This window comes from Flavobacterium sp. DW-iso2 (assembly GCF_058725285.1).
Map to the genome: position 1 here is coordinate 111,897 of NZ_JBZXDY010000009.1, position 26,794 is coordinate 138,690.

28 protein-coding genes are annotated in these 26,794 nt (G+C 33.5%); 18 read left to right on the plus strand and 10 right to left on the minus strand.

Annotation, left to right across the window (positions count from 1 at the left end; genetic code table 11):
* The first annotated feature begins 170 nt into the window (after positions 1-170).
* The 14 genes from AC4PRO_RS08650 to AC4PRO_RS08715 all read left to right on the plus strand — a co-directional run bounded on the left by AC4PRO_RS08650 (position 171) and on the right by AC4PRO_RS08715 (position 10,490).
* On the plus strand, positions 171-944 hold the full coding sequence (locus tag AC4PRO_RS08650; RefSeq protein WP_339919763.1) for an exonuclease domain-containing protein: 774 nt from the start codon (positions 171-173) through the stop codon (positions 942-944).
* Between the two features lie 69 nt (positions 945-1,013).
* On the plus strand, positions 1,014-1,625 hold the full coding sequence (locus AC4PRO_RS08655; RefSeq protein WP_492117064.1) for a fumarylacetoacetate hydrolase family protein: 612 nt from the start codon (positions 1,014-1,016) through the stop codon (positions 1,623-1,625).
* Entirely contained in the window at positions 1,625-1,969 is a 345-nt protein-coding gene (locus AC4PRO_RS08660; RefSeq protein ID WP_074723900.1) for an Hpt domain-containing protein, read from the plus strand. The genes AC4PRO_RS08655 and AC4PRO_RS08660 overlap by 1 nt, the downstream gene beginning before the upstream one ends.
* A gap of 101 nt (positions 1,970-2,070) precedes the next feature.
* Positions 2,071-3,324: a CinA family nicotinamide mononucleotide deamidase-related protein gene (locus AC4PRO_RS08665; RefSeq protein ID WP_492117065.1), complete on the plus strand. Its 1,254-nt coding sequence runs from the start codon at positions 2,071-2,073 to the stop codon at positions 3,322-3,324.
* Positions 3,325-3,397: 73 nt separating this feature from the next.
* A complete protein-coding gene (rpmB, locus tag AC4PRO_RS08670; protein WP_007138096.1) occupies positions 3,398-3,634 on the plus strand; it encodes a 50S ribosomal protein L28 in 237 nt (78 codons plus the stop codon).
* A gap of 29 nt (positions 3,635-3,663) precedes the next feature.
* Complete coding sequence (gene rpmG / locus AC4PRO_RS08675) at positions 3,664-3,846, plus strand: 50S ribosomal protein L33 (protein WP_007138097.1); 183 nt, start codon at positions 3,664-3,666, stop codon at positions 3,844-3,846.
* Positions 3,847-3,921: 75 nt separating this feature from the next.
* A complete protein-coding gene (locus AC4PRO_RS08680) occupies positions 3,922-4,074 on the plus strand; it encodes a DUF4295 domain-containing protein (protein ID WP_074723898.1) in 153 nt (50 codons plus the stop codon).
* Between the two features lie 128 nt (positions 4,075-4,202).
* Positions 4,203-5,156 (plus strand): signal recognition particle-docking protein FtsY, encoded by a 954-nt coding sequence (gene ftsY / locus AC4PRO_RS08685; protein WP_074723897.1) that lies wholly within the window; start codon positions 4,203-4,205, stop codon positions 5,154-5,156.
* A gap of 254 nt (positions 5,157-5,410) precedes the next feature.
* Positions 5,411-6,511: a sensor histidine kinase gene (locus tag AC4PRO_RS08690; protein WP_074723896.1), complete on the plus strand. Its 1,101-nt coding sequence runs from the start codon at positions 5,411-5,413 to the stop codon at positions 6,509-6,511.
* Positions 6,511-7,845, plus strand: a complete 1,335-nt coding sequence (locus AC4PRO_RS08695; protein WP_492117066.1) for a sigma-54-dependent transcriptional regulator — start codon at positions 6,511-6,513, stop codon at positions 7,843-7,845. Before AC4PRO_RS08690 ends, AC4PRO_RS08695 begins: the two co-directional genes overlap by 1 nt.
* Positions 7,846-8,056: 211 nt before the next feature.
* Positions 8,057-8,278 carry a hypothetical protein gene (locus tag AC4PRO_RS08700; RefSeq protein ID WP_492117067.1) on the plus strand — a complete coding sequence of 74 codons (222 nt, stop codon included), beginning with the start codon at positions 8,057-8,059 and terminating at the stop codon, positions 8,276-8,278.
* Positions 8,279-8,284: 6 nt separating this feature from the next.
* Positions 8,285-9,565, plus strand: a complete 1,281-nt coding sequence (locus AC4PRO_RS08705; RefSeq protein WP_492117068.1) for a Glu/Leu/Phe/Val family dehydrogenase — start codon at positions 8,285-8,287, stop codon at positions 9,563-9,565.
* A gap of 92 nt (positions 9,566-9,657) precedes the next feature.
* A complete protein-coding gene (locus AC4PRO_RS08710; RefSeq protein WP_492117069.1) occupies positions 9,658-10,074 on the plus strand; it encodes a GreA/GreB family elongation factor in 417 nt (138 codons plus the stop codon).
* A complete protein-coding gene (locus AC4PRO_RS08715) occupies positions 10,071-10,490 on the plus strand; it encodes a hypothetical protein (RefSeq protein WP_074723891.1) in 420 nt (139 codons plus the stop codon). Before AC4PRO_RS08710 ends, AC4PRO_RS08715 begins: the two co-directional genes overlap by 4 nt.
* A gap of 133 nt (positions 10,491-10,623) precedes the next feature.
* Here the strand turns inward: AC4PRO_RS08715 and AC4PRO_RS08720 are convergent, their stop codons facing one another.
* Positions 10,624-11,694, minus strand: a complete 1,071-nt coding sequence (locus AC4PRO_RS08720) for a serine hydrolase domain-containing protein (RefSeq protein WP_492117070.1) — start codon at positions 11,692-11,694, stop codon at positions 10,624-10,626.
* Between the two features lie 238 nt (positions 11,695-11,932).
* Here AC4PRO_RS08720 and AC4PRO_RS08725 point away from each other — a divergent pair, with 238 nt between their 5' ends.
* Both AC4PRO_RS08725 and AC4PRO_RS08730 read left to right on the plus strand, forming a co-directional pair.
* A complete protein-coding gene (locus AC4PRO_RS08725; protein WP_492117071.1) occupies positions 11,933-12,376 on the plus strand; it encodes a hypothetical protein in 444 nt (147 codons plus the stop codon).
* Positions 12,357-12,653: a DciA family protein gene (locus AC4PRO_RS08730; protein ID WP_074723888.1), complete on the plus strand. Its 297-nt coding sequence runs from the start codon at positions 12,357-12,359 to the stop codon at positions 12,651-12,653. The genes AC4PRO_RS08725 and AC4PRO_RS08730 overlap by 20 nt, the downstream gene beginning before the upstream one ends.
* 166 nt (positions 12,654-12,819) lie before the next feature.
* Here the strand turns inward: AC4PRO_RS08730 and AC4PRO_RS08735 are convergent, their stop codons facing one another.
* The 3 genes from AC4PRO_RS08735 to bshC form a co-directional block, all read right to left on the minus strand.
* Positions 12,820-13,239 (minus strand): nucleoside-diphosphate kinase, encoded by a 420-nt coding sequence (locus AC4PRO_RS08735; RefSeq protein WP_371540992.1) that lies wholly within the window; start codon positions 13,237-13,239, stop codon positions 12,820-12,822.
* Between the two features lie 109 nt (positions 13,240-13,348).
* Positions 13,349-14,620: an acyltransferase family protein gene (locus AC4PRO_RS08740; protein WP_492117072.1), complete on the minus strand. Its 1,272-nt coding sequence runs from the start codon at positions 14,618-14,620 to the stop codon at positions 13,349-13,351.
* A 58-nt stretch (positions 14,621-14,678) separates the two neighbouring features.
* Entirely contained in the window at positions 14,679-16,271 is a 1,593-nt protein-coding gene (gene bshC, locus AC4PRO_RS08745; RefSeq protein WP_492117073.1) for a bacillithiol biosynthesis cysteine-adding enzyme BshC, read from the minus strand.
* Positions 16,272-16,368: 97 nt separating this feature from the next.
* On the opposite strand from bshC, the gene AC4PRO_RS08750 reads away from it, so the two are divergent.
* Together AC4PRO_RS08750 and AC4PRO_RS08755 are read left to right on the plus strand one after the other, a co-directional pair.
* On the plus strand, positions 16,369-16,623 hold the full coding sequence (locus tag AC4PRO_RS08750; RefSeq protein ID WP_074723884.1) for an autorepressor SdpR family transcription factor: 255 nt from the start codon (positions 16,369-16,371) through the stop codon (positions 16,621-16,623).
* Between the two features lie 4 nt (positions 16,624-16,627).
* Positions 16,628-17,275: an SdpI family protein gene (locus tag AC4PRO_RS08755; RefSeq protein ID WP_492117074.1), complete on the plus strand. Its 648-nt coding sequence runs from the start codon at positions 16,628-16,630 to the stop codon at positions 17,273-17,275.
* 64 nt (positions 17,276-17,339) lie between these two features.
* On the opposite strand, the gene AC4PRO_RS08760 is transcribed toward AC4PRO_RS08755, so the two are convergent.
* The 6 genes from AC4PRO_RS08760 to AC4PRO_RS08785 all read right to left on the minus strand — a co-directional run bounded on the left by AC4PRO_RS08760 (position 17,340) and on the right by AC4PRO_RS08785 (position 26,739).
* Positions 17,340-18,686, minus strand: a complete 1,347-nt coding sequence (locus tag AC4PRO_RS08760; RefSeq protein WP_492117075.1) for a DUF4302 domain-containing protein — start codon at positions 18,684-18,686, stop codon at positions 17,340-17,342.
* 17 nt (positions 18,687-18,703) lie between these two features.
* Complete coding sequence (locus tag AC4PRO_RS08765) at positions 18,704-19,561, minus strand: zinc-binding metallopeptidase (RefSeq protein WP_492117076.1); 858 nt, start codon at positions 19,559-19,561, stop codon at positions 18,704-18,706.
* Positions 19,562-19,574: 13 nt separating this feature from the next.
* Positions 19,575-21,056, minus strand: a complete 1,482-nt coding sequence (locus AC4PRO_RS08770; RefSeq protein WP_492117077.1) for a RagB/SusD family nutrient uptake outer membrane protein — start codon at positions 21,054-21,056, stop codon at positions 19,575-19,577.
* Between the two features lie 9 nt (positions 21,057-21,065).
* Positions 21,066-24,776 carry a SusC/RagA family TonB-linked outer membrane protein gene (locus AC4PRO_RS08775; RefSeq protein ID WP_492117078.1) on the minus strand — a complete coding sequence of 1,237 codons (3,711 nt, stop codon included), beginning with the start codon at positions 24,774-24,776 and terminating at the stop codon, positions 21,066-21,068.
* A 163-nt stretch (positions 24,777-24,939) separates the two neighbouring features.
* Complete coding sequence (locus tag AC4PRO_RS08780) at positions 24,940-26,040, minus strand: FecR family protein (RefSeq protein ID WP_492117079.1); 1,101 nt, start codon at positions 26,038-26,040, stop codon at positions 24,940-24,942.
* Positions 26,041-26,130: 90 nt separating this feature from the next.
* Entirely contained in the window at positions 26,131-26,739 is a 609-nt protein-coding gene (locus AC4PRO_RS08785; RefSeq protein WP_492117080.1) for an RNA polymerase sigma factor, read from the minus strand.
* Positions 26,740-26,794 lie beyond the last annotated feature (55 nt).

The window sequence follows — 26,794 nt, forward strand, 5'->3', positions numbered from 1 at the left end:
TTGAAATAAATACATAATAGAGCCCAACAGATTTTTTAAATTTGTTGGGTTTTGTTTTTTTAAATAGACTTCCGCAGCAAAAAGCTTTGTTCTTTTAGACGAAATTAATGTCTGATAATTGGTGAAATTCAGCTTTAAAATTTACATTTGTATGATAATAAAAACAAAAAATGGAACTCAAACTTAATAAACCAATCTGCTTTTTTGACCTTGAAACCACTGGAATTGATGTTGGAAAAGACAGAATTGTAGAAATATCAATATTTAAAGTTTTTCCTAACGGAAACAAAGAAAGCAAAACATGGTTAGTGAATCCTACGATTCCAATTCCGGCTCAAACTACTGCGGTACACGGAATCACGGATGAAAAAGTGGCGAATGAGCCTACTTTTAAGGAGTTGGCTTCACAAGTTCATATCATGATCAAAGACTGTGATTTGGCTGGATTTAACTCTGATCGTTTTGATATTCCTTTGTTAGCAGAAGAATTACTTCGTGCAGGAGTTGATTTTGATATGAAAAACAGTGTTTCTGTAGATGTTCAAACGATTTTTCACAAAAAAGAAGAGCGTACGTTAAGTGCAGCTTTAAAGTTCTATTGTGGGCAAAGTTTAGAAAATGCGCATTCAGCGGAGGCAGATACTATGGCGACTTATGAAATATTAAAAGCGCAGTTAGAACGTTATCCAGATTTACAGAATGACATGAAAGCGTTATCGGAATTCTCGACAAGAAAGAAAATTGCTGATTTTGCAGGAATGATTGCATTTGATAAAGACGATGAAGAAATTTTTGCTTTTGGAAAACACAAAGGAGTAAAAGTTGATAAAATTTTAGAAACAGAACCGGGCTATTTTAGTTGGATACAAAATGCAGATTTTCCTTTATATACTAAAAAGGTGTTAACGGCGATTAAACTTAGAAAACTGAATACTAAAAACTAGGTAATTAGTGATTAGTGAATAGTGAAATAGACTATTTACTATTTACTATTTACTATTCACTATAAAGAAATGAAAATAATCTGTATTGGTAGAAATTATGCTAACCACATAGAAGAATTGCAGAACGAGCGACCTACGGAGCCTGTTATTTTTATGAAGCCCGATTCGGCGATTTTATTAAAGCAACATCCCTTTGTGATTCCGGAGTTTTCGGAGGATATACATCATGAAATTGAAATTATTGTTAAAATAAATAAGGTTGGAAAATACATAGAACCTAAGTTTGCTCATAAATATTATGAGGAGATTAGCGTAGGGATTGATTTCACTGCCAGGGATTTACAAGCAAAACTAAAAGCTAAAGGATTGCCTTGGGAAAAAGCGAAGGCATTTGATGGTTCAGCGGTAGTAGGCGATTTTTTACCAAAAGAACAATTTAGTTCGTTAGAAAATCTTACATTTGAGTTAACCAATAACGGTAAAACGGTTCAAATAAGTAATTCCAGTTACATGTTGTGGAAAATCGATGAGCTTATTTCATATGTTTCTCAATTTTTTACATTGAAAATTGGAGATATTATTTTTACAGGAACCCCTGAAGGGGTGGCTGCTGTAAAACCAGACGACGTGTTAGAAGGATTTTTAGAAGGACAAAAACTATTTAGAATACAAGTAAAATAATGGCTTTAAACTACAACCTTGCAAAAGTGTACGCACTTTCAGATAACGACCCAGAATTTGTAAATGAAATTCTAACGTTGTTCGTTACTGAAGTTCCAGAAGATTTGGCACAAATCAAAGAAGGAATTAAAAAGAAAGATCATAAGCACGCCTATGCTTATGCACATAAAATAAAACCAACCCTAGACTTGCTCGGGTTAAATGTGGCCTTTGAGGAAATTCTTCAGGTGGAAGCGTGGACAAAAATTGAAGGAAAAAGAAAAGATATAGATCATACTTTTAAGAGTATAAAGACTCAGGTAAAAGATGCCATCAAAGAAATAAAAAAGGATTTTGACTTATAAAGAAGTGTCAATCCTTATTTTTAAACACTAAAATTCAACATTCAAATTATTTGAATGTTGAATTTTAGGTATAAAGCAAAACCTAAATTCAAAGAAAAAAAATGAAGGCAACCATAGTTACTATAGGAGATGAGATTTTAATTGGGCAAATTATTGATACCAATTCAGCTTTTATAGCAAAGTCGCTAGATAAAATTGGAGTTGAAATCAACGAAATGATATCGATTAGCGATGATAAACAACATATATTAGATACGTTTCAAAAGCTTCAAAACACCGTCGATTTAGTCATTATTACTGGAGGTCTTGGGCCAACAAAAGATGATGTAACTAAAAAAACTTTTTGCGATTATTTTGAAGATGAATTGGTTGTGAACCAATCTGTTTTGGTACATGTAACTGAGATGATAGAAGGTTTCTATAAGCGGACGATTACACAGATTAACAAAGATCAGGCGCTTGTTCCGTCAAAATGTACTGTGCTGCACAATGCGGTGGGAACGGCTCCGGGGATGTGGATGAAAAAAGAAAATACTGTTTTTATTTCGCTTCCGGGGGTTCCGTATGAAATGAAATATCTGGTTGAAAGTGAAATAATACCAAAAGTAGTACGTGAATATAGTCGGCCGTATATCATACATAAAACTATTCTTACCTATGGGCAAGGGGAGAGTCTAGTTTCGGAACGAATTGAAGATTGGGAAAATAGCCTTCCGGAATTTTTAAAGCTAGCTTATCTACCGAGTCCAGGAAAAGTTCGTTTACGACTTTCAGCGCGAGGTACGAACAAAGAATTATTAGAAAACGCATTGGAGCAATATGTTAACTCGTTAGATGCAATTATAAATGATATAATTGTTGGTTTTGAAGAAGAGGAAACCATCGAATATGTTATTGGAAAAATGTTAAAACAACAGCGCAAGACGTTAGCTACCGCTGAAAGTTGTACGGGAGGCGCAATCGCATCGGTATTAACTTCTATAGCGGGCGCTTCAGAATATTTTAAGGGAAGTGTTGTGTCTTATGCTACGGGAGTTAAAACTGACGTTTTAGGGATTCCTGAGAGTGTAATTAAAGAATTTTCGGTAGTAAGTGCAGCAGTGGCTTCGGCGATGGCTTTGCGGGTAAAAGAAATTATGAATGCTGATTATGCGATTGCGACAACTGGGAACGCTGGTCCGACAAAAGGGGATGAAAATGCCGAAATAGGGACTGTTTTTATCGCCTTGGCTACGCCAAATGAAGTTATTGTTGAAGAATATAATTTTGGTCAACCCCGTGAGCAAGTGATAGATAGGGCGGTGATTAAAAGTTTAGAGTTATTGAAGAAAGAAATTTTTAAAAATGTCCTATAATTTTGTTGGTTTATAGGTTTATTTTTCTTTTCTTTGCACCCTGATTTTGAATAACGATTAAAAGAGATATATAATGTCAAGAGTTTGTGACCTTACAGGTAAAAGAGCGATGGTAGGAAATAACGTTTCTCACGCTATGAATAAAACTAAGAGAAAATTTTCTGTTAACTTAGTGAAAAAGCGTTTTTATCTTCCAGAAGAAGATAGATGGATTACTCTTAGAGTAGCAGCATCTACGGTAAAAACAATTAATAAAAATGGAATTGCTGCAGTTTTGAAAAAAGCTCAAGCGCAAGGATTTATTAAATAATCTTTAAATTCTAAAAAAAAAATAGCAAGATGGCAAAGAAAGGTAATAGAATCCAGGTAATTTTAGAATGTACTGAGCACAAAACTAGTGGTGTTGCAGGAACTTCAAGATACATAACGACGAAGAACAAAAAAAATACTCCAGATAGATTAGAGATTAAGAAATTTAATCCAGTCTTGAAACGTGTAACTCTTCACAAAGAAATTAAGTAATAATTAGAGATTTTAATATAAATCTCAAGTGGTCACATTTGTAGATTTTGTTTAAATTTAAATAACATTTGAATCATGGCAAAGAAAACAGTAGCAACGTTACAAACATCTTCTAAGAGATTATCAAAAGCCATCAAGATGGTGAAATCTCCAAAAACTGGGGCTTATACATTCGTAGAATCTATAATGGCACCTGAACTAGTTGATGAATTCTTGAAAAAGAATTAATTAAGAAATGCATTATATAGAAAAGCTACTTTCATTCGGAAGTAGCTTTTTTATTTTATATCTTTACCGTTCAGAAGAGCGTGTTAGTTCATTGTGTCTAATGCTTCATTCCTAACACTGGTAATACAATGAGTTTTTTTAAAAGAATATTTTCATCGGAAAAAAAAGAGACTTTAGATAAAAGTCTCGAAAAATCAAAAACAACTTTCTTTTCTAAGTTAAGTAAAGCTGTTGCGGGAAAGTCTAAAGTTGATGATGCTGTGTTGGATAATTTAGAGGAAATTCTAGTTTCCTCCGATGTAGGAGTGAATACCACCCTTAAAATCATTACCCGTATAGAAAGTCGTGTGGCGGCTGATAAATATCTAGGTATTGAAGAACTTAATAAAATTCTGCAAGAAGAAATTTCTGGTCTGCTTTCTGAAACCAATACAGGAGAAGCAACAGAATTTGTAATTCCAAAAGATAAAAAACCATATGTTTTAATGGTAGTAGGTGTAAATGGTGTTGGTAAAACAACGACTATTGGAAAACTTGCATACCAATTTAAAAAAGCGGGTTATAAAGTAGTTTTAGGTGCTGGAGATACCTTTCGTGCCGCTGCAATAGATCAATTACAAATTTGGGCTGACAGGGTAGGAGTTCCTATCGTTAGACAAAACATGGGTTCTGATCCTGCTTCGGTGGCATTTGATACTTTGCAATCAGCGGTTGCTCAAGATGCTGATATCGTAATAATTGATACGGCAGGACGCTTACACAACAAAGTCAATCTGATGAATGAATTGACCAAAGTAAAACGCGTGATGCAAAAAGTTGTTTCTGATGCTCCTCATGACGTTTTATTAGTTTTGGATGGTTCAACTGGTCAAAATGCTTTTGAGCAAGCTAAACAGTTCACAGCTGCTACTGAGGTGACTTCACTTGCTGTAACCAAATTAGACGGTACTGCAAAAGGTGGCGTTGTCATTGGGATTTCAGATCAATTTAAAATTCCTGTAAAATATATTGGAGTAGGCGAAGGAATAGAAGACCTGCAAGTATTCAATAAACACGAATTTGTAGATTCTTTCTTTAAATAAAATAACCCTATGAATTTCTCTTCAATTAAAAATACGAACCCGATCATTTTGTATTTAATCAGTGTTGTTTGCTTTGTTTTGTCAAATGTGATTCGAGATAAAAATGTTGTTCTTTATTATGTATTATTAATTGCAGGGGCATTATTTTTTATTTTTGGTTTCTTTAGAGCCAGGAAAAAGTGACTTAAAAGTATTGTTGTAATCACAGGTTACGTTTAAGCTGATTTTCTATATAATCTATCACTTTAGGAACTATGGATTCCACTATATCTACAGAAGAAATACTTCAAGAGCGAATTAAGGAATTATCTTGTTTGTATGATGTTTCGTCAGTGATTGTTCAGCATGAAGAATCGATCTCAGAGACTTTAGATAAGATTTGTTCTATTTTAAAAAATGCTTGGCGATTTTCAGAGCAATCAATTGTAGAATTGCAGCTAGAGAATTATTATTACGCCACGAGTGTAATCCCACAAAACACTGTTTTTCAAAGGTCATCTATAATCATTTTTAATGAAAATAAAGGATATGTAAAAGTGCATTATCCATCAGGTCAGTTTTCAAAAGATCACTTTTTGGCCGATGAGCAAAAGCTACTTAATAAAGTGTCTTCAGATATTAGTGTGTTTTATGAGCGACAATTAAATAAGGGGAAAGAAGAATTGTTGAAACGAAGTGTTGAACGAGCAGATCGTCTCTCTATTTTAGGAGAAATTACAGCTGGTATCGCTCACGAATTAAATACGCCACTAGGAAACATTCTTGGTTTTGCAGAGTTCATTCGAGAACGAACTAAAGATAAACAATCGCAATTAGACACCGATAAGATTATTAAGGCGGCTATCTATTCCAGGGAAGTGGTTAAGAAGCTTATGTTTTTTTCGTGCGAAATGCCACAAAACATGAAGTTTGTTAAAATTATACCGATTGTTTCAGAAGCATTAAGTTTATTGGGACCAAATTTCAAGAAAGCCGAAATTAGCTATGAGTTTGACTTTAATGACCCTCAATTAGAAGGACAGCTAGATTCTATTCAACTTACTCAAGTCTTATTTAATATTCTGATAAATGCTATTTATGTGTCGCCTAGAGACACCGTTATTAAAGTAAAAGTGTATTCAGAGGAATCGAATTTTGTTATAGAAATAGCCGATCAGGGACCTGGTATTGAAGAAGGATTGAAGTCTAAAATATTTGAACCTTTTTTTACTACAAAACCTATTGGAGAGGGTTCTGGTTTAGGACTTAGTGTAGTACATGGAATTGTTAAAAGCCATAAAGGGGATATTCTCTCTATTGATAATGTACCTCAAGGAACTATTTTCCAAGTGAGATTACCCTTAAAGATGATGTAATGAAATTAAAGAAAGAAAACATTCTAATTGTTGACGATAATTATGATATGCTTGAGTTGCTTCATCGCAATTTGAAAGCTCAAAATTTTCATACTTATAAAGCTTCTTCCGTTGTGGAGGCAATTGAGATATTAAAATTCAGCACTATAGATTTGCTAATTACTGATTTGCAAATGCCAGGTATTAATGGTATTGAGTTAGTAAAATATGTTCAAGAACATTTCCCGACTATTCCTAAACTCGTTATTACAGGATTTCCTTCGGTAGATAGCGCGATTGAGGCGGTAAAATCAGGCGCTTTGGATTATTTGGCAAAACCGTTTACCAACGATGAGTTAAAAAAGGCAGTGCAAGCTTTAATTGATTCGAAAGAGGATACTAAAACGAGTACTAATGAAACGAGTATTCCTTCTACAGATAATATAACGGAATACGCAGGAATCGTTGGGCAGTCGCAACAGATTGTCCAATTGGTAGATTTGATTCAACGCGTTAAAGATAATAGAGCTACCGTATTAATCCAAGGAGAGAGTGGCACAGGAAAGGAATTAGTTGCTCGAGCAATTCATTATGAAGGCGCTTTTTCTTCGAAACCTTTTATTGCTGTAAATTGTGGCGCTATACCCGAGAATTTAATGGAATCGGAACTTTTTGGATACGTAAAAGGGGCTTTTACCGGTGCAAATGATACCCGAGATGGTTTTTTCCAAGCTGCTGCTGGTGGTACTATATTTTTAGATGAAATAGGAACGGCTCCATTAGCAGTTCAAACCAGATTACTGCGAGTATTGCAAGAAAAGGAGGTCAGTATGATTGGTTCTCAGAAAACTCAAAAAATAGAGCTGAGAATTATTGCTGCTACTAACAATAATTTATATGAAATGTGTAGTAAGGGCAGTTTTCGTGAAGATCTTTATTATAGATTAAATGTAGTGAATATTGAAACACCACCGCTTCGTAATCGTAAAAGCGACATAAGGCTATTGATAACTACTTTTCTTTATAAATACGGCGCTGAGTATAGTAAACCTAAAATAACTATTTCAGAGAAGGTTGTTTTGGTTTTAATGCGTCATTCTTGGCCAGGAAACGTGCGGGAATTAGAAAACGTAATTCAAAGAATGATTATCATGAGTGGTGATCAAATTGAAGTTGCGGATGTGCCTGAGTACTTAAAATACCCTATGCCTTTTGAAAAAGAAGAACTTAGAACATTAAAAGATATTGAAAAAGCGCATATTCTAAAAGTGCTTGCGGCAGTTGATAATAATAAAACGCGAGCTGCTGAAATTCTTCAAATTGATCGAAAAACACTACGTCAAAAAATAGAGTAATCTCTCTTATTTATCCGAGGAATTTCTCCTCTTTCGGGTAATTTCTCCCCACTACTTTTTCGCATAATACAATCTGTGTTTTTTATAAACCCTTTGGTTTCAAGGGTTTTGTTGTTTGTGCTATTCTGATATGTACCATTGGCATGCAGTTTGTCTATTGTTATGGAAACAAATGCTGTTTTTTACTAAACAAACATTAAAATTAGATGAGATGAACATTCTAGAGAAACAAGGGATTGATTCTATTCCTGTAGCCATTAAAAGAAAAGTCAAAAGAGATAAAATGATCATTGACTTGGATTTTTCTGCCGTTGCAAAAGAAGAATCAGCTTTTAAAGGAGAAGTGAACGTAGGATTATGTATCAATTGTGATAGCAATGTCCATTGCACTTGGCAACGTAATAACAAAATATTTTGTGAACATTATCAATAAATTAATATGATGGCTATAAAAGAAGCGACCAAAAGAAGCATGCTTGACAACGTAATGGAACAGTTTAATAAAACAGCTGATTCTATCAACTTAAACTCAAACATTAGAAAAATTTTATCAATAACAAATAATGAAATTATACTTCATTTTCCCGTAAAAATGGATAATGGTGGAGTTCAGATTTTTACAGGATATCGTGTCCAGCATAATAATGCATTGGGACCATATAAAGGAGGGTTGCGTTATCATCCAACTGTAAATGTGGACGATGCCAAAGCGCTTGCGATGTGGATGACTTGGAAAACATCATTGGCAGGTTTGCCTTATGGTGGTGCAAAAGGAGGGATTCAAATTGATCCTCGAGATTATTCGATAGGGGAATTAGAACGAATTACACGTCGTTTTACATATGCTTTAGGAGAAAATATAGGGCCTGAACATGATATCCCAGCACCAGATGTCAATACTAATGAACAAACGATGGCATGGATGGCTGATACTTTCATGTCTACTAAATCATCATCAGAGCGCTCTCGTAATCAGCATGTCGTAACAGGGAAGCCAGTCGGTTCTGGAGGTCTTGAAGGGAGAAATCGTTCCACTGGTTACGGAGTGTATCTGACAATTAAATTGTTGTACAAAAGTAGAGGCGAAAGTTTGGAAGGCAAAAAGTTTATTGTTCAAGGTTTTGGTAATGTAGGCTATTGGACTTCTCATTTTTTAACACAAGAAGGAGCTATTTTAGTCGCTGTACAAGATGCTCATGCCTCTATTATTAATAAAAAGGGAATCGCGGTTGAAGAATTATTTGAACATTCGAAACCAAGAAAAGGATCTATACAAGGATTCACAGGGGCAGAAGAAATTGACCCAGAGTTATTTTTTGGAGTCGAATGTGATATTCTTATTCCAGCTGCATTAGGAAATCAAATTACAGTGGATAATGCTTATTTAGTCAAAGCGGATGTTATCGCTGAGGGTGCTAATGGGCCAATCGATACGGAAGGTGAAAAAATATTATTACAAAACGGAATTGCCATAATACCCGATATTTTGTGTAATTCTGGAGGTGTTATAGGAAGCTACTTTGAGTGGCTACAAAATAGGAATGGAGAACTGTGGCAACTTGATGAAGTGATGCAAAAGATTGATAAAAAACTTTCAGAGGTATTTTATAAAGTGGAAGGGCTGGTTAAGGAAGGCAAAATAGATTGGAGAACTGCAGCTTATATTTTAGCAATTACAAGAATAGAAACCGCTTACATTCAAAGAGGTATTTTTCCTTAAATTTTTTTAATAATTCTGTCAGATTTTAAAAACCTTTATAGTTATTACCCATTTCTATAAAGGTTTTAGAATTTGTACTTTACAACTAATTTATGAAATACGGTCAGCTAATAGTAAATATAAAAGAGTACCGCTTATTGATGCGAAGCATAGCTAATTCTCAAGATCAAGAAGATCAAGTTTATAGAGAATCAATGAAAAAACTAAGAATAGAACTGTTGACGGCAAAAATGCTCGATTATGACGTTATGCCGCAAGATGTGATTAGGTATAATTCTATTGTATGTATTAAAACTCCTTATAATGTGGAACGCAGTTATCAAATTGTAACGCCTGAAAAAAGTAATATTCAACAAAACAAAATATCTATTTTGTCACCGATGGCATTGGCTCTGTTTGGCTATGCAACTGGAGATGAAATTGTATGGCAGTTTCCATCAGGGATTAATACGATTAAGATTATTGGAGTAAAGCAAAAAGGTAGAACTATAGAAAATGAAACAATATGAAAGATTTAATTTATAAGCACGAGACAATCGATGATATTCAAATGAAGTTCATGGATTTAGATATTGAAAGATGGAAAGAAGACGTTTCTCTTATTAGAATAGAAATTCTTTTTTTTAAGAGAATGCTATATTCTTCTATTTTTAAAATTTTAAACTGCGATGAGCAAAAAAAGAAGAATTTGATTATTGATCTAACTAACGTTGAGAATATTAACGAATCATACAATAACAATTTATTAGGATTTGTTAATAAATTAGAAATGATTCGGGAGTGTGATGATGTGCAATGTGAGACCTTTTATTTGAATAATCATACAAGGTTTAGGGCAGATATTGAGAGCCATTTTTCAGCGTATCGATTTTATAAGACTAATGTTATTTTGTTTTTTGATGTTTGTTTAGAAGATGAGATTTAAAAAATAAGGTTTATACTTGGCTTTTTACAAAAACATATTTGGAGTGTATTCAGATATGTTTTTTTGTTTTCGATGGGTTTTACGGTTTTTTTGTTCGGGCTTATCGCCAAAAGAAAAACGAAATAATGAGCTCTTACTGATAGAGACTTTTTATTTTTATCCATAAGGTTTCATCAAAATCGGATAATGCCAGATTTATATTATCGGCGGCGTCCCCCATTCTTATTACTACCATATTCTTGCTTGGAATAACATAAATTTTCTGGTCGTTTTTTCCTAAAGCCATGTACATATCATTTGGGGCAGATGGAATAATACTTCCCGAGAATTGCAATTGTGATTGCGGCAAGTGGTAACTACTTTTTCCATTTAACCACCATAAATAGCCGTAACTTAGGTTGATGTTTTGCGATGTTGTAGTAGCGTCATTACAATAGTTGTCATTGAGTATTATCGTATTTTCCCATTTCCCTTTATTAAGCATTAATAGTCCAAAGCGGGCCATGCTTCTGGTTGTGCTGGCATAAACGGAATTATTGCCAGAATCAAACCAAGCGCCATCCATGCCAATCTTATCCCTTAGTCTAGTGTTGAAATAGTTGCTCCAAGTTTGTTTTGTTGCTTTAGCCACAACATCTTGAAGTTTGACGTATACATTATGGTATGCCCAACGTGTTCCTGCATCTGCTTTATATTTTAAATTTGCTGGAGTGACATCGTCACCATTTGTAATATCCTCAATTCCGGATGTCATGGTCAGCAAATGTTTATTAGTAATCAAGTTTTCTTTTGCCAAGGGTAGGCTCGTCCATCCAGCACCAATATAATCTGAAACTTTAGAATGGATGTTTAAATACCCTTCCTGTTCTGCAATTCCTGTCACTGCAGTTGTAAGTGTTTTTCCAGCACTTGCCCAATACCAATTAGCTGTTGCTGAATGTCCATTAAAATAGTTCTCCATGACTATTTTACCATTGATTAAAATAATAAAAGACTTAGAATTTTTGAGTTCTAAATAATCTAATAGAGGTTGAACAGCTCCTTGATTCCAATTCAGACTGGCTATGGATTTTGTTTCCCACTGCATTCCCGTTAAAGGAGGGAAGTAGTTGGTTGCAGAAGGAGTAGGGTTCGTTTCTGTATTTTCTTTGGTGCATCCAAGGCATAATAGCAGGATTAGCAGACATTGTATCGATTTTGGCATCTTGTAGGGATTAGTCTTTCTTTAATCAAAAATAATCAAAATAGTTTAATGTGTTTTGCTATTTTTGTTTTCTTTGAATTTAATAAGCTTAGCTTTGTGGTATAAAAATATTAAACTTATTTATCAAAAAGCCTAGCCCTGATTGAAACGAAAATCCTTTTTATATCGTTTTTAGGACGAGATAAAAAGATTGTAGTGGAAAGCAGGAAAATGCTCCTAAAAAACCAGATAATTGATTATGAAAAATACATTTAGAATTTTAGTGCTGTCTTTGCTTTTTGTGGGTTGTCAGCAAAAGATTGAACCTACTGATATTGCCAAAATAAATGGCTATTGGGAAATAGAAAAAGTGGTTTTTGACAAAGGAGAAGATAAGGATTATAAAATGAATGAAAGTTATGATTTTTTTGAAATTGACAAGAATAATAAGGGGATTCGAAAGAAAGTAATGCCACAATTAAACGGTACTTTTTTGGTGAATGATACGTATGAAAATGTAAATGTTCGATTTAAGGATGGTAAAGCATTCTTAGATTATTCTACCCCTTACTCAAAATGGAGTGAAGAATTAATTGCCATTTCTGATAAGGAGTTAGTGGTGCGAAATGAAGAGAAAAAGGAATATCATTATAAGAAAACGGGAGCAATAAATCTAACAGGCGATGGCGAAAAGACTAAATAATCAAAGTACGGTAGGAGATGTTTTAAAGCAAATTATTCAGGTCAATAAACTACAGCCCGGAATGGACCAGATTGACGTGAAAGATGCCTGGAAAAACCTGATGGGAAATGGGGTAAATAGTTATACTAAAAATGTGGTGCTTAAAGGAAGTACGCTGTATGTTGAGTTGACTTCGTCTGTGTTGCGTGAAGAGTTAAGTCATGGAAGAACTAAAATTGTGACCATGATAAATGAAGAACTACGTCGCGATGTGGTGAAGGATGTAGTGTTGAGATAGATTCTCCCCCTGGCCGCCTCCGAAGGAGGGGGAGGTAGAACTTAAGTGTTAATATAAATAAATCCCGTCTCGCTTTTAGCGGACGGGATTTTATATGTTGTTTAGTTTTTGTTAATTCAGTTATTTTAACTGAACACTAAAAAAACTGAAAACTGAACACTAAATACTAGAACTGCTCTCTTCCTGCAAAATGAAAAGCACCTTCGATAGCTGCGTTTTCATCACTGTCAGAACCGTGAACTGCATTTTCTCCAATAGAAGTAGCATATGCTTTACGGATTGTACCTTCAGCAGCATCAGCGGGGTTAGTAGCACCGATTAATGTTCTAAAATCTTCAACAGCGTTGTCTTTTTCTAAAATAGCAGCAACAATAGGACCTCTTGACATAAATTCTACTAATTCACCATAGAAAGGTCTTGCAGCGTGTACTGAGTAAAATGCTTGAGCATCTGCTACAGTAAGTTGAGTTAATTTCAAAGAAACAATTTTGAAACCTGCAGTTGTAATCATTGCAAGTATGTTTCCGATGTGTCCGTTAGCAACAGCATCAGGCTTAATCATTGTAAATGTTCTATTTGTAGCCATTTTGTTTTGTATTTTTTAAATTTGTGCAAAAGTAGACTTTTTTTTGAATTGAAATTAGGAAATCAGCAGTTTAGGCTTTTTTATTTGTTAATTAGGTCTTTTTTTTGCTCTATACTTTAAAAATTAAACTGTTTTTGTAAAACAGCCATAAAATAAAAGTCCAAATGCAGGAATAAATTATAGCCCCAGCCAAAGATGCCGCCATGGGGTTGTCGAAATAGGGAAGGACCCAAAAACTATAAAGATATTGCTGGAGGTTAATTTGTTCCAATGGAATGTTTGGGTTTTGAAATTGAATCATTCTTAATCCTTGTGGTATGATTTGGGAAAATGAAAAAACGATCATTGGGTTCACCCCCCAAATTAAGAATAATTTATACCCATTCCTGATGTTTACAATGTCAATTATATAATAGAGAAAGGTAAAAATGAGTATGCCTAGACCAGCTGTAAATAAAACATACGAACTTGTCCAAAGCGATTTGTTTATTGGGAAAACGGTGTTCCAGATCATTCCTATGAGCACTAGTACACTACCTGTAATTATCATTTTTTTTATAATGGCAAGTTTGCTGGAGTCGCTATTCAGCAATTGACCAATCAGCAGTCCTATTAGTCCTGTGGCAATTGCAGGTAGAGTGCTTAGAATCCCTTCTGGATCCCATGTTTTTGAATACACCCAAAGATGGTCCTTTAATACGGCATTGTCGATCCAGGCGGCTAAATTGGTCCCTTTTTCAAGGTTTGCTTCGCCAATTCCAGGAACTGGTACTAATGTAATTAACGCCCAATAACCTAACAATAAAGCTATCGCTGTTATGATTTGTGTTTTATGATTTGTTTTGAGGTACAAAAGTGATATGAAAAAATAAACAATCCCTATGCGTTGCAGTACGCCTGGTAGTCTCACTTCTTTATAGGCTTCAATACCGCCGAAAGCTAAAAATAGATATGCCGCCAGAATGGTAAGTGCGAGGTACAATTTGATTTTCGAATTGAAATTACCCAAAAGGGCATAGCCTACGCCAAAGGTTATGACAAGTCTTCCTATTAATAAAGGAACGCCTTCTAAACCAAAAAGTTGGATTTTGCCAAAATAATTGAAAAAGATTCCCAAACAAATTATCCGCAGCGAGCGCGCCAGTATTTTAATGAAAGTGGCGACATCAAAAGTTTTTGCTGGTAAAGCAAATGGAATTGCTACCCCCATGATCAAAATGAAGAAAGGAAAAACTAGGTCAGTGGGAGTCCAGCCATTCCAATCTGCATGTTCTAACGGTGGATATATGGCGGACCAATCCCCTGGATTATTGACTATGGTCATCAAAAAAACAGTAAGACCTCTAAATACATCCAATGAAATTAAGCGTTCTTTTGCCATTGATTTTCTTTTGATTATAATTAAAAGTACGTACTATTTTTTTAATGCTTGTATTCCTTTATGAAAGTGTAATTATATTAAAATTTTGTTCTAAAGGTTTCAAGGTATCAATTACTGTTGGAATTAAATTAGCGCCTGATTCCAAATAGAATTCTGAAAAATTAGCTTGACGTTCCTGTAAACTTTTATTCGGAAATAGTTCGTTTTGTAAGTCGGTGATGCGTTCTAAAATGGTGCTTAGTTTTCTTTTCTGTGCTTTTAGCAAACGTTTTTCTAGGTTGTCTAGTCCTTTTGTTTGTTTTACTTCCTGCGCTTTTACAGCTCCAACGAAAGACTTGTCCGTTAGTTTAGTAATCTCATACAATGCTTTGAACTGTTCTTCCAACTGATGTTTTAAAGTGGACATATCGATTGGGAATTCCGATAATTGTATTGTTTTAGTATTTACTAAATCGGCTTGTTTAGAAAACAAGTCGCTCCAAGTTAATTCTAATTTGTCTGCTTTTTTAAGTTGCTTTTCGGTAGCTAAAAGAACAGAGTTACGTACTAATAGCATTGGGAAAGTAACCTTTACCGTGTCAAAAAATGATTTTAATTCTAACCAATAAGCGATTTCTCCACCTCCGCCAATGTAACATAGATTAGGCAAAATCACTTCCTGATATAGTGGACGCATAATCACGTTAGGGCTGAACATCTCTGGGTTGGTATCTAGTAATGTTAAGATCTCGTCCTCAGAATATTCAATTTTAGTATTGTTTATTTTGTATTTCCCCTCTTCCAGAATAATGCGTTCTCGCATTTTATCTTCGATATAAAACAAGTTGATTTCGCGTGGATTTACCTGTATGTTGTATTTTTTTAATTTTTCAGTTGTTTCAAGTACTGCCTTATGTGAAGTTTGGTTTAGCAATTCTTCTTTTGCAAAAGGAATAAAACTACGCTTTAAATCGGCATCATCTGCGTCAAGAATTACCAGACCTTGTGCTCCAAAAAGGGCATTCGCTAAATGACGTGTAGCATCTGCTAAATTGTCGTAATTTAGATAGGCGTCTTTAAATAAGTTCTTCAAGGTTTCAGCATTCGTACTTGAACCTAATTCCTGGGCATATAATTCAAAAACATCTGATAATCCTTCGGTAGACAATCTTCCCACAGGTCCAGTGCTTTCCTTGTTCCACCTGAATTTTTTTCCTTTGAAATTAAAATAATTAATTTCTTCAAAATCATGGTCTTCGGTCGCCATCCAATAAATAGGGACAAAGTTATAGGCAGGATATTTTGCTTTTAATTCCTTGGTAAGATTAATCGTGGAGATAATTTTATAAAGGAAATATAGAGGACCAGTAAATAGATTCAATTGATGTCCGGTAGTTACCGTAAAAGTATTGTTCACTTTCAAAGCTTCAATATTTTGAAGTGTTAAATGAGAGGTTTCAATACGAGCGTATTGTTTTTGTAGAACCGAAACTAAAGTGATTCTATTTGAATTGTCAAAATTGGCCTGCTTTTCGAGAATTTGTCCCTCAAAGTTTTCAGGTGTAGGGAAGCGGTTGTATAAAGAGTGTAAATCGTTTTTTTGATCTAAATAATCATTCATCAAAGGGGAGAAATACCCTGAATTTTGATAGCTGATACAGTCGGTAGGCATAGTTTAGTAATTTGTGTAAATGTACTAAATTCAAATTTAATTTTGTCATTAGAAATTATATTTAGATATTTGTCTAAATATATAAATACAAGAAAAAATGAATGCTATTTTTAAAGCATTAAATGACGTGACCCGTAGGGAGATATTAGAGCTTTTGAAAGTCAAGGATTTATCTGCAGGTGAAATTGCAGCTCATTTCAATATTTCAAAACCGAGTATTTCACATCATTTAGATATTTTGAAACGTGCAGATTTGATCACTTTCGAAAAAAATGGGCAATTCATCATTTATTCCATTAACACAACAGTAATGGAGGATGTATTGCAATGGATATTAACTTTTAAAAAATAAAATCATGAAATTAACGTTGAAAAAAGAGCTGCCTTTAATTGGAATTGTATTGGCACCTTTCGTCTATTTGGCTATTATTTGGAATATACTACCGGAGAAAGTACCGACACATTGGAATTACAAAGGAGAAGTTGATAAATGGGGGGATAAATATTCATTGATAGTCCTATTGTTTTTATTGCCTGTTTTGACTTATGTTTTAATGGTGGTCATCCCTAAAATTGACCCGAAAAAGAAAATTGAGCAAATGGGAGGGAAGTATTATCAATTGAAATTTATATTGGTTTTGTTCATGTCGACTTTAGCTTTTATTATTTTGCATATATCGGTAAATCAATCCACTTCAAGTGCGAATTTGATTTTCATTCCCATAGGTGTTTTGTTTATCGCGTTGGGTAATTATTTCAAAGTAATTCAGCCCAATTATTTTATTGGTATTAAAACACCTTGGACTCTGGAGAATAAAGAGGTATGGAAATTAACGCATATAATGGCGGGTAAACTTTGGATTGTTGGCGGTTTATTGATTGTCTTAGGGAGTTTGACTTTAGATAAAAGCATTTTCATTTACATTCTTATCACAATTATTGCTATCATTTCGATAGTGCCAGTCGTTTATTCTTATATTAAATTTAGAGAATTGAGAAATTAGATTTTTTAATGCAAAAAAAAAGGTTGCTCCGTTAAGAGCAACCTTTTGAAGATTTAAGTAAATACTAATTCAATTTCCATGTTGACATTCTAAATAAATTTGCGGCTGTTGTAAAAGTATATACAGTGTTGGAATAGCCAATTGTAAATTTTTCTTTTTGCAAATATAAGCCTTGTGTATTCATTAATTGAGCATCAAGGTTCTGGATAGATGATAACGGTGGATATGATCCTGCCGCACCATAACTTTTATGTACTAAGGTTATTTTTTTATTAGTAGCATCCTCGGTAACAGTAATGTTATGACGTATAAATGAGCCATTTTCAAAATAATAGTTAATAAATGATCCTAAAGTTGGATGATTAAAATAAATATAAATGTCGGTTAGTGTTTTACCTACTGGTATGGATGTATTTGTCTGGTTTAATAATGTTTTAAATAGAAGAGAGTTTGTTGGTGCATCTTCTATATAGTCACCTACAGAATATCCAAATATGATATACGTACCTCCTGCTAGTAATGCTTTGTAGTCATCCGTTAACAATAGAGGTTTGTTACTGTATTTGATTGAAGCAGTAGCTCCTCCTGTACCTGTGGCATTAAAGTTACCACTAGCTGCATCATAAATAAACTCAGACAAGCTTTGCGTTCCTACTTTTACTGCAGGGCTAACAATAATTCCTGTAGGTGTGTATGCAATACCCATGTTGTATGAAAAACTAGATCCTGATTCAATAGAATTTGCTACTGCATAACGTGAAGCAGGAGTGAAGTTAAAGTCAAATTGACTTATTTTTGATCCATCATTAGTTTCTAATAACCTAAATAGAGGTCTTGTGGTAGCTCCTATTACATTAGGTATCATTGCTCTTGCTTTTGCTAAATCAGTCCAGTCAGCTGCAGTAGCTTTAACAAAACGTAATTCTTCGAAACTTCTGTTAGTTCTAAAAATGATTTGACCATCTTCTTGACCATAATATAAAAACTGAAAGTCTCCTTTATATCCCTTACCTCTTAATACTTCTGTAGGGTAGTTATCTGAATCAGATAATAAATGTATTCTATTTTTTGTAGAAAACAGTAAGCTAACAGTACTTCCTAATTCAATACTATATTCACTAGAATAAATGGAAGTGTCATCATCATAATCTGATGCCATATCAACAACACCGTCTTTAAATTTAAATACATGAGTAAATCCACCTAGTTGAGTTGTATCTGTAAAATAGACTGCTTTCCAACCAAGTTCAGATGATTCAAGTAAATCATTTAATTCTTTCTGCTGCCCATTTAAACGCTCAGTAGGTGTTGCGCCAAAAGGCGAGTCGAGGGTTTCTTTGTTATCACAAGAAACCAATTGGATAGCTATAAAAGCCACCAAAATATAATTAATTATAGTTTTTAATTTCATAATGTTTTTTATATAAATTAATTAGTAACTGCTTTAGTATTTTTTTCAACTTCGTCTCTTAAATCGTAAATGTTAATTGAAAAAGTGTCTTTATAATATTTAACAATTACAGCTTCTTTAGCCTTAATATTAGCTACAGCTACAGGATCAGTTATTCCGTCTAGAATGGCATTGTATTCATCTTCTGTGTTTCCAATTATTGTAGATGCCATTTCAGCAAAATCCTCGTTTATATTTGATCTTGCATAAGCGGTAATAAAACCTTCTTCGTTAGCTACAGCAGTAGATGTAGCATCCCAGTTAGCTGTATAGCCCGTTGGGGTTATTTTTGCTAATGCTTTTTCGTCAAAAGGTTTAGTTTGATTTAATATATGAATATATTCGTGTTGAATAGTATGTACAAAAAGTTTTACGCTTTCACGGTTATTTTTTACAACATAATCTGTTTCAAATAAGGTGATTCGTAAACCACCTTCGGCTAATCCTAAAGTTCTTGTACCCGTTGTGTTTAAATTTAATCCTCCTACAAGAACAAGTTCTCTAGGTGATATTTTTTTTACAAAATCAGCTCCACCAACTGTTGTGTAACTGTCTAGCCAAATCTTTTGAACGATTTCTAAAGCTGGTTGCACTTTTGATTGTAATGGAGGGAATAAAAAACGATTGTTGTCTACTACATTTTGATTCCATTTATACTGAACATTTATATTGTATGGGTTAAGGTAATTGGTATCAATCCAATTATCTAAAGTTGTTTTTGACGGAATTGACACATCTAGAATACTTTCTTTAAGTGGATCTTCACTTGCGCAAGCTCCTAGGAATAAAACCGAAGAAAGTACGACTACTTTTTTATATAGATTTAATTTTTTCATTTTAATTGAAGTATTAACGTGGGTTTTTTTCTATTCCTGTATTTGTTACGTGTAACGGCAACTGAATTGCTTTACGTAAATCATCTTTTTCTAAAACATTATCAGCTTGATTAAATGCTTTGTGAGTTATTTTTAAAGCAAAACGCTTAATGTCTAACCATCTTAAACCTTCGTGAAGAAACTCTCTTCTTCTCATTTCAGCAAGTGCTTTAATGTATGAATTTTGTACAGGCGTTAAACTGTAAAACGGAGTATACTCATCACTGATCACTGGATATTTTGCTACTATTTTAGCCTCAGAGACCTTGTCAGTTGCAGCGTTGTAACCAGTTATTCTAAGCGATAAAAAATGATCAATTTCTTCATTAGCTATCCCTAGTTGGTTGTTCATTACATGAGCTTCAATTCTATTTAAGAATAATTCGTCATTGCTTAATAGAACTAATGCATCAAACGGTTGACCAATACCTGCGTTAGCATTTGTATATCTGAAATACTCAACAAATTTTGGTACAAAAAGGGTAACTTGTCCATTATAAGATACTGCTCTATATAAATATGTTTTATTAACTAAATTAGTATTTGCACCAAGTATCAAGTCTCTATCTGCACCTGTTAATTGAAATCTATTTATGTAAAAACTTCTAGAGTAAATTGAAGATGTAGAAGCTATTAAAAGATTCGTGTTTTCACCTTCATCAGAATATTTTCGAGTACCTGTTTCAAAGTCTACATCTAAGTAAGATTGATAATCTCTTAATTTAGAACCGGGTTTATTTCCTAATTCATTAGAAACGTCTAAAACGCTATCCCAATCTCCTATTACAGTATAGAAACGGCTAGCAAAAGCATTTGCTGCAGCTCTATTAAAGTGGAATTTAGGTTGTTTATAGTCACTTGTTACATAGGCTAATCCTTCTTCTAAATCGGCTTTAATGAACTTGTAAACTTCTTCAACAGAGTTTCTTTTATATTGAGCAAGTAATACACTTTCAGGCTTTAATATGTAAGGAATTCCTAGGTCTGTTTTAGCAGTTGCAGGATTGTATCTTTTCGAAAATAGACTTACTAACATATAATGTGAATAGGCTCTAGCTAATAAAGCTTCTCCCTTTTGTGGAAGCAAATTAGAAGGACTTCCTAATTGATCAATTGCTTCTAAGGCTTGATTAGCGTGTGCAATTGCTGTGTAGCAAGCGTCCCAATAAGATGATGGAGTATCTTGCTCAATGTCTTGTTGCATTTCCCAATTGTAGTTTTGACTGTTTTTTATAGTCGTAAGAGTTAAGTCTCCACTATCAAAAACATTATCAGTCATTGTTTCTGCAAATTCCATATAATTACCTTCTGGATATGCTTTAACTAATATTTCTGAAATTTTTTCTGGTGTGTCTAATTGTGTTCTGTTGTCTGGAATTTCCGAAAGGAAATCATCACAACTACTACTAAGTCCTAGTATAACTAAGAGGGATAGGGTTATTTTTATTTTTCTCATGTTTTTTTATTAAAATGATACGTTAAGTGAGAATGTGTATTGGCTAGTAATTGGTTGAGAAACTCCTCCACTTCTGTAAAATTCAGGATCTTGTCCGTTTAATTTTTTATCAGAATAAATTAGTAATGGATTTGCTGTTGATCCTTTTAATGAAAAGGTATTAACGCCTAAACTTTTCTTTAAATCTTTAGGGAATTCATAAGTTAGAGAAACGTTTTTCAATCTTACGAAAGTACCATCAGCTACACGCTCATTAGAAAAGTTATAAGCATTGTATGCTATTTCTAAATTTTTTGATTGTGCATCGTAATTTGCAATCAAACGCTGGTCAGCTATTACAGGTATGTTTGTAAGTGCTTCATCACCAGGATTAATCCATCTGTTTGTGAATTCCTTAGTAAAAACAGTTAGATCATCATATTCACTAGCATAGATTGGGTTTAAACGTACTTTATTACCACCAGCGGCAACGATAAAGATGTTTAAAGACCAATTGTCATAAGTGAAAGTATTTGAGATACCTGCTGATTTATTGGGTTCGATAGATCCTTCATATTTTAAATACTTAGTTACATTTTCAGAATCTTGGAAATTTGCTCCAGCGATATTGTCGTCTTGACCATCAGCCATCACAAAAGTTGGTAGACCTTGATTGTTCAAACCTGTAAATTGATAAGAGTATAAGGCATTTCTTGGATGACCTACTGTATTCCCACCTGTACCGTCAACAAGTCCTAGTACACTTGGATTGTTTTGCAATTTTGTAATTTCTTGATCGTAGATCGAAAAATTAAATGATGTTGACCATTTTAGTCTTGTATTATTAAGGTTTTTAGTAGATAACGATATTTCAATACCTTTTGTTGACATATCGGCATTGTTTCCTTGCTTTAATTTTTGTCCTCCAATACCTGAAGTAGTAACATAGTCAACTAAATCAAATGCCTTACGACTATATACATCAGTTGTAAAGTTCACTCTATTATTAAACAAACCTAAATCTACACCAATGTTAGTTTCAAATTGTTTTTCCCAAGTTAAATCTGCATTTTGAAGTTCATCTATGTTTAATCCAGTCTCTCTGTCTCCTAAATTTAAACGATCTGTGATGAAACTCTTGTAAATCGCCAATGAGTTAGTTGCAGGTCCAGCTGTTGCTGTAAGACCATAAGACCCTCTTAGACTTAAATTAGTTATAGCTTTAGCATTTTTCATGAAATCTTCCTCCAAAATGTTCCATTTACCACTAAAAGTATAAGTAGGCAACCATCGTGATGAATTACTATTTCCTTGTCTGTTAGACCCATCATAACGACCTGTGATCGACCCAGTATAACGTCTATCGTAAGTATATCCTACTTTACCAAAGAAACCAACTGTTCTTTCTCTTTCTTCATTAAAACCATAGTATGATTCTCCACCATTTATTATTTTTTCAAGAATTCTAGGATCTGTAAAGGCAGTTAAGCCTCTATCATATTGTAATCCATATGCTGTGAAATTATTACTGTTTCTATCTACTGATCTAAGTTCTTGACCAAATAAAGCTTCTAGTTCATGTGTATCTTTGAAAATATTTTTATAATTAAAACTATTTCTAATGTTATAAGATGTTAATTCATTAGAAAATTTTCTTAGAATACCACCATTAGGTAAAACAGATACTTTAGGAGCTGTTAAATCGTTAGGATCTTCATATAAAAATATATTTGCTTCTCTAACAATTGTTGTTTCCATTGCGTTATATGCACCAACGATATTAGATTGCTCTAAAATATTGTGCTCTCTACTTGTATTTGCATAACGAGCGTTAGCTGTAAAGTTATACGTTAATTTTGGATTTATTTTATAGGCTAAATCAGCTTGAAAACGAATGTCTTTAACCTTAATGTCCATATAATTATTTTTTAATTCGTTAACTATATTTAGTGGAGCCCAGTTGTTTCTATAGTACTCGTAGTTTCCATTATCGTCATAGGGACGTAAGGTTCTATTGGTATTTAAAACGTAGCTAAATGGGTTAATATCAAAATCTCTAGTAGTGCTTCCGCCTACACCATCTTTAAGACTGTCATAACTTCCTGGAGCTGATTGATCTCTTACCGAAGCCTGTGTAGATAATGTTAGGTTAAATTTATCATTGATAAAAAATGTATTTTTAATATTTGTTGTTAATTGGCTTACACCATCAGCAACAGTCCATCCTGGATCATTGTAGAAACCAAGAGAGGCAAAATACGCATTGTTTTTTCCCCCACCAGAAAAGCTTAATGAATGATTTTGAGTTATAGAAGGTCTAAATAAAACTTTAAACCAGTTCGTATTTCCTAATTCATATTTTTTAAGAAAAGCATTTCTACTAGGCTCATCATTTTTAACGCCATAAGTACCATTAGTTTGATCATAAGTATTAATTGCATTTGCAAGAATATTATATACACCTCCATAACGACCCTGAGCGGTAGCAGGTAAACCGAGGAATCCTTTTGACTCAATTTCTTTAAGAATACTCATCGTTTCTTGAGAATTTAAAATGTCATATTGATTATAGTTCGGTACTACTCTTGCTGTTTGTTCTAATGAATAACTAATGTTTAATGGTGACTCTCTTCTTCCTTGTTTTGTAGTTACAACAACAACTCCATTCAAGGATCTTGATCCATAAATAGATGTCGCAGATGCGTCTTTAAGTACTTCAATACTTAATACGTCATTCGGGTTTAGTCCTGCAATAGAAGAACTTAATAATGTTTCTGAATTTCCTGATGCTAAATCAGCAAAAGAAAGATTCACGATATCTTCTTGTACAATACCATCAATTACCCAAAGTGGTTTAGTATCTCCAAATATAGAAGAAGATCCACGTACGGTAATTTTTGGAGCTGTACCAAAAGTACCTGTAACGTTTTGAACAGTTACACCAGCGGCTTTTCCTTCAATCATTCTACTGATATCTACAACTCCTTCAACCAAAAGCTCTGTACCCGTAATTTTACTTACTGCTCCGGTAAAAGTTCTTTTAGATGTTTTTTCATAACCAGTGGTAATAACTACTTCTGATAGATTATTGGCCTCATCAGTTAAAACTATAGTAAGAGGTGTAGTTTTAATACCTACTTCTTGGGATTGCATCCCAATATAAGAAATAACTAGTCTAGTACTATTTGCAGGCATGTCAATAGTAAACTTACCGTCAAAATCAGTCAATACGGCTTTTGTTGTTCCTTTAGCTAACACAGTTGCGCCAGGCAATGGATTTCCTCTTTCATCAATTACTTTACCTTTAATGATAGGTAAGGGTAATAAGTTCTGACTTAATGATTTTAGAGGTTCAAATCCAATAATCCCTTCTTCGGCAATTTTATTTTGCAACACAATTTGATTGCTTACTTCGCTGTATTCGATGTTAAGGGGTTTTAAAATAATACTAAGGATACTCGATAAAGTTTCGTCAGTAGCATTAATACTCACTTTTTGGCTCAGTTGAGTAATTCTTGAATTATAGGAAAACTTAACGTTTGCATTTTTTTCAAGTTTTGAAAGGGCATTATATAAGCTTAAATTGGAAATAGTAATGGTTACTTTAGTATCTAATTTCTTTTGCCCTTTAACGCTATTTGCCATGGTCACTGTGGAAAACACAAAGGCCAAGAAAAATTGGAATAGTGTTATTTTCATGATTCGATAGAGTAATCGTTGTTTAACAACAGGTTTTTTCATAATTTTGGTTAGTTTTAATTTATACTTTTTAATCGGGTATTTACGGAACACTCCAAGTTACTTTTTACAGAAAGCAACTTGAATTCATTTAAGCGTCGAATGTGTTACAGCATATTCGGCGTTTTTTTATTTTTTGGATATTACTACATAGGCATGTTAATTATTAATTGCAACCATTAGAGGTTATAATGATTTGGTTTCCATTCATTTCGTAGCTTGTATTGTTTCCCAGACTTCTACATATAATTTTTAATTTTTGAGGCAAAGGTTGGTCATTTAATGAGGTAGTAAGATGACAATTTTTTAATTTGCTTTCTGGAAAATCGATATCAACTAAATAAGCTTGTTCGATAGTTTTAAAGATTTGTGATACAGGAATGTCTGTGAAATCAAAACTCAGCTGTTCAATAGTGGCTGTCGCATTAACAAGAGACTCATCCTTTGTAATATCAGTAATTTTATTAAAAGTTGAATTTTTACGAACAAATCGTAATGCTTGATTGGGTAACAAGACAATTTCTTCTTTCTTTGAGTTTGGAATTGATTTATTAGATTGTATTTTTACTTTACCTGTACGAACGAGAACTTCAATGTTAGGCTGATTATCGTAGGCTCTTATTCTAAAACTTGTTCCTACTACTTTAGTTACAATTTCATTAGCAAAGACAAAAAAAGGTTTTTTTTGATTCTTACTGATTTCGAAAAAGGCTTCTCCTGAAAGGTAAACTTTTCGTTCATTTCCAACAAAAATTTTAGGATAACTCAACTTGCTATGAGGTTGTAATAAAACAGAACTACCATCAGATAAAGTTATAATTTGAGGATTGTTAGAATTATTTATTTGCTCAACTAGACCTTCATCATTAACAAGTTTATTGTAAATTTGTGTAGAATTATTTGGAATAAATAAATGGCTGTAAGTCCATGAAGCGAGTAAACCAAAAACCAAAACTGCTGCAACAGACCTAAGCCAATTATTATTATTCCAAAGTTTAATTTCTTTCTTTTGAGTTTTTTCATTCTTTTCAATCTTATTCCAAGTTGCTACTAGAGCTGTTTGTAATGCTGAAGAGGATAAATTATTTTCAGGAACCTTCATAGCAAAAATCCAAAGTCTGGCTTCTTCAACCAATTTGGCACGTTGTGGATTTTCTAATGTCCATTCTTCCCAGTTTTTTAAGTCTACATTGGTGCGTACCCAAGACTGGAATGATTCGTCAGTTAAAAAATCTTCTATTTCTGTATAATTGTTACGTTTTTGCATCTAAAAATAAGGTTACAAATACATAAAGGACAGTTTTAGTATTGTATACTCAGTAAATTAAGATTTTTTTTAAATTTATTTAAGATAAATTTACAATATGCCATGTGAGAGCAGTACCAGTAAGGGAATCGTTGTATTCCACTCCTTGCGTAAGTTTAGTAATGCACGGTGTAATAAATTATTAGCCGATTGGTAATTTACATCGAGCATATCTGCAATTTCTTCAACGCTAAGACCTTGGTGGTATCTTAGGAATAATGCTTCTTTTTGTCTCGATGGTAACAGATTAATATATTTATTAAGTTGCTGCACTTTATCGGCAGTGTTTTCGTCAATGATTAACTGATGTTCAATTGAAAAGTCAAATAAAAATTGAATAGAATCTGTAGATGTTGTATTTCTAAAAATATGGTCGCGTTCTTGAAGTCTAGCGATACGATTTCTCACACTTGATAATAAGTATGCTTTAACATTAGCATTTTCATTTAAAGAATTTTTATATAACCAGAGATCCGCAAACACATCTTGAATACAATCTTGAACTTTTTCAGCATGAGGTGAAAATGAATTACCGTAACGAATCAAATGTTCATAATACTTTTCAAAAAGTAATGAAAAAGCTTTTTCATCACCTTTTTTTAGATTACTCCAAAGTGTCGAATCATCGGTTGTACGGCAGTATGTAGAATTAATTTTCAATATTTACTTTGGTTACAGGGTATTAAATTAATGTTAATTTTATGTAATTTTACGG

Coding starts and splice junctions, on each gene's coding strand:
- rpmB (WP_007138096.1), top strand. CDS start 3,398: ATGTCAAGAGTTTGTGACCTTACAGGTAAAAGAGCGATGGTAGGAAAT.
- AC4PRO_RS08755 (WP_492117074.1), top strand. CDS start 16,628: ATGAAATTAACGTTGAAAAAAGAGCTGCCTTTAATTGGAATTGTATTG.
- AC4PRO_RS08705 (WP_492117068.1), top strand. CDS start 8,285: ATGATGGCTATAAAAGAAGCGACCAAAAGAAGCATGCTTGACAACGTA.
- AC4PRO_RS08665 (WP_492117065.1), top strand. CDS start 2,071: ATGAAGGCAACCATAGTTACTATAGGAGATGAGATTTTAATTGGGCAA.
- AC4PRO_RS08715 (WP_074723891.1), top strand. CDS start 10,071: ATGAAAGATTTAATTTATAAGCACGAGACAATCGATGATATTCAAATG.
- rpmG (WP_007138097.1), top strand. CDS start 3,664: ATGGCAAAGAAAGGTAATAGAATCCAGGTAATTTTAGAATGTACTGAG.
- AC4PRO_RS08775 (WP_492117078.1), bottom strand. CDS start 24,776: ATGAAAAAACCTGTTGTTAAACAACGATTACTCTATCGAATCATGAAA.
- AC4PRO_RS08725 (WP_492117071.1), top strand. CDS start 11,933: ATGAAAAATACATTTAGAATTTTAGTGCTGTCTTTGCTTTTTGTGGGT.
- AC4PRO_RS08770 (WP_492117077.1), bottom strand. CDS start 21,056: ATGAGAAAAATAAAAATAACCCTATCCCTCTTAGTTATACTAGGACTT.
- AC4PRO_RS08750 (WP_074723884.1), top strand. CDS start 16,369: ATGAATGCTATTTTTAAAGCATTAAATGACGTGACCCGTAGGGAGATA.
- bshC (WP_492117073.1), bottom strand. CDS start 16,271: ATGCCTACCGACTGTATCAGCTATCAAAATTCAGGGTATTTCTCCCCT.
- AC4PRO_RS08660 (WP_074723900.1), top strand. CDS start 1,625: ATGGCTTTAAACTACAACCTTGCAAAAGTGTACGCACTTTCAGATAAC.
- AC4PRO_RS08690 (WP_074723896.1), top strand. CDS start 5,411: ATGGATTCCACTATATCTACAGAAGAAATACTTCAAGAGCGAATTAAG.
- AC4PRO_RS08710 (WP_492117069.1), top strand. CDS start 9,658: ATGAAATACGGTCAGCTAATAGTAAATATAAAAGAGTACCGCTTATTG.
- AC4PRO_RS08650 (WP_339919763.1), top strand. CDS start 171: ATGGAACTCAAACTTAATAAACCAATCTGCTTTTTTGACCTTGAAACC.
- AC4PRO_RS08680 (WP_074723898.1), top strand. CDS start 3,922: ATGGCAAAGAAAACAGTAGCAACGTTACAAACATCTTCTAAGAGATTA.
- AC4PRO_RS08760 (WP_492117075.1), bottom strand. CDS start 18,686: ATGAAATTAAAAACTATAATTAATTATATTTTGGTGGCTTTTATAGCT.
- AC4PRO_RS08730 (WP_074723888.1), top strand. CDS start 12,357: ATGGCGAAAAGACTAAATAATCAAAGTACGGTAGGAGATGTTTTAAAG.
- AC4PRO_RS08740 (WP_492117072.1), bottom strand. CDS start 14,620: ATGGCAAAAGAACGCTTAATTTCATTGGATGTATTTAGAGGTCTTACT.
- AC4PRO_RS08655 (WP_492117064.1), top strand. CDS start 1,014: ATGAAAATAATCTGTATTGGTAGAAATTATGCTAACCACATAGAAGAA.
- AC4PRO_RS08695 (WP_492117066.1), top strand. CDS start 6,511: ATGAAATTAAAGAAAGAAAACATTCTAATTGTTGACGATAATTATGAT.
- AC4PRO_RS08780 (WP_492117079.1), bottom strand. CDS start 26,040: ATGCAAAAACGTAACAATTATACAGAAATAGAAGATTTTTTAACTGAC.
- AC4PRO_RS08765 (WP_492117076.1), bottom strand. CDS start 19,561: ATGAAAAAATTAAATCTATATAAAAAAGTAGTCGTACTTTCTTCGGTT.
- AC4PRO_RS08700 (WP_492117067.1), top strand. CDS start 8,057: ATGAACATTCTAGAGAAACAAGGGATTGATTCTATTCCTGTAGCCATT.
- ftsY (WP_074723897.1), top strand. CDS start 4,203: ATGAGTTTTTTTAAAAGAATATTTTCATCGGAAAAAAAAGAGACTTTA.
- AC4PRO_RS08720 (WP_492117070.1), bottom strand. CDS start 11,694: ATGCCAAAATCGATACAATGTCTGCTAATCCTGCTATTATGCCTTGGA.
- AC4PRO_RS08735 (WP_371540992.1), bottom strand. CDS start 13,239: ATGGCTACAAATAGAACATTTACAATGATTAAGCCTGATGCTGTTGCT.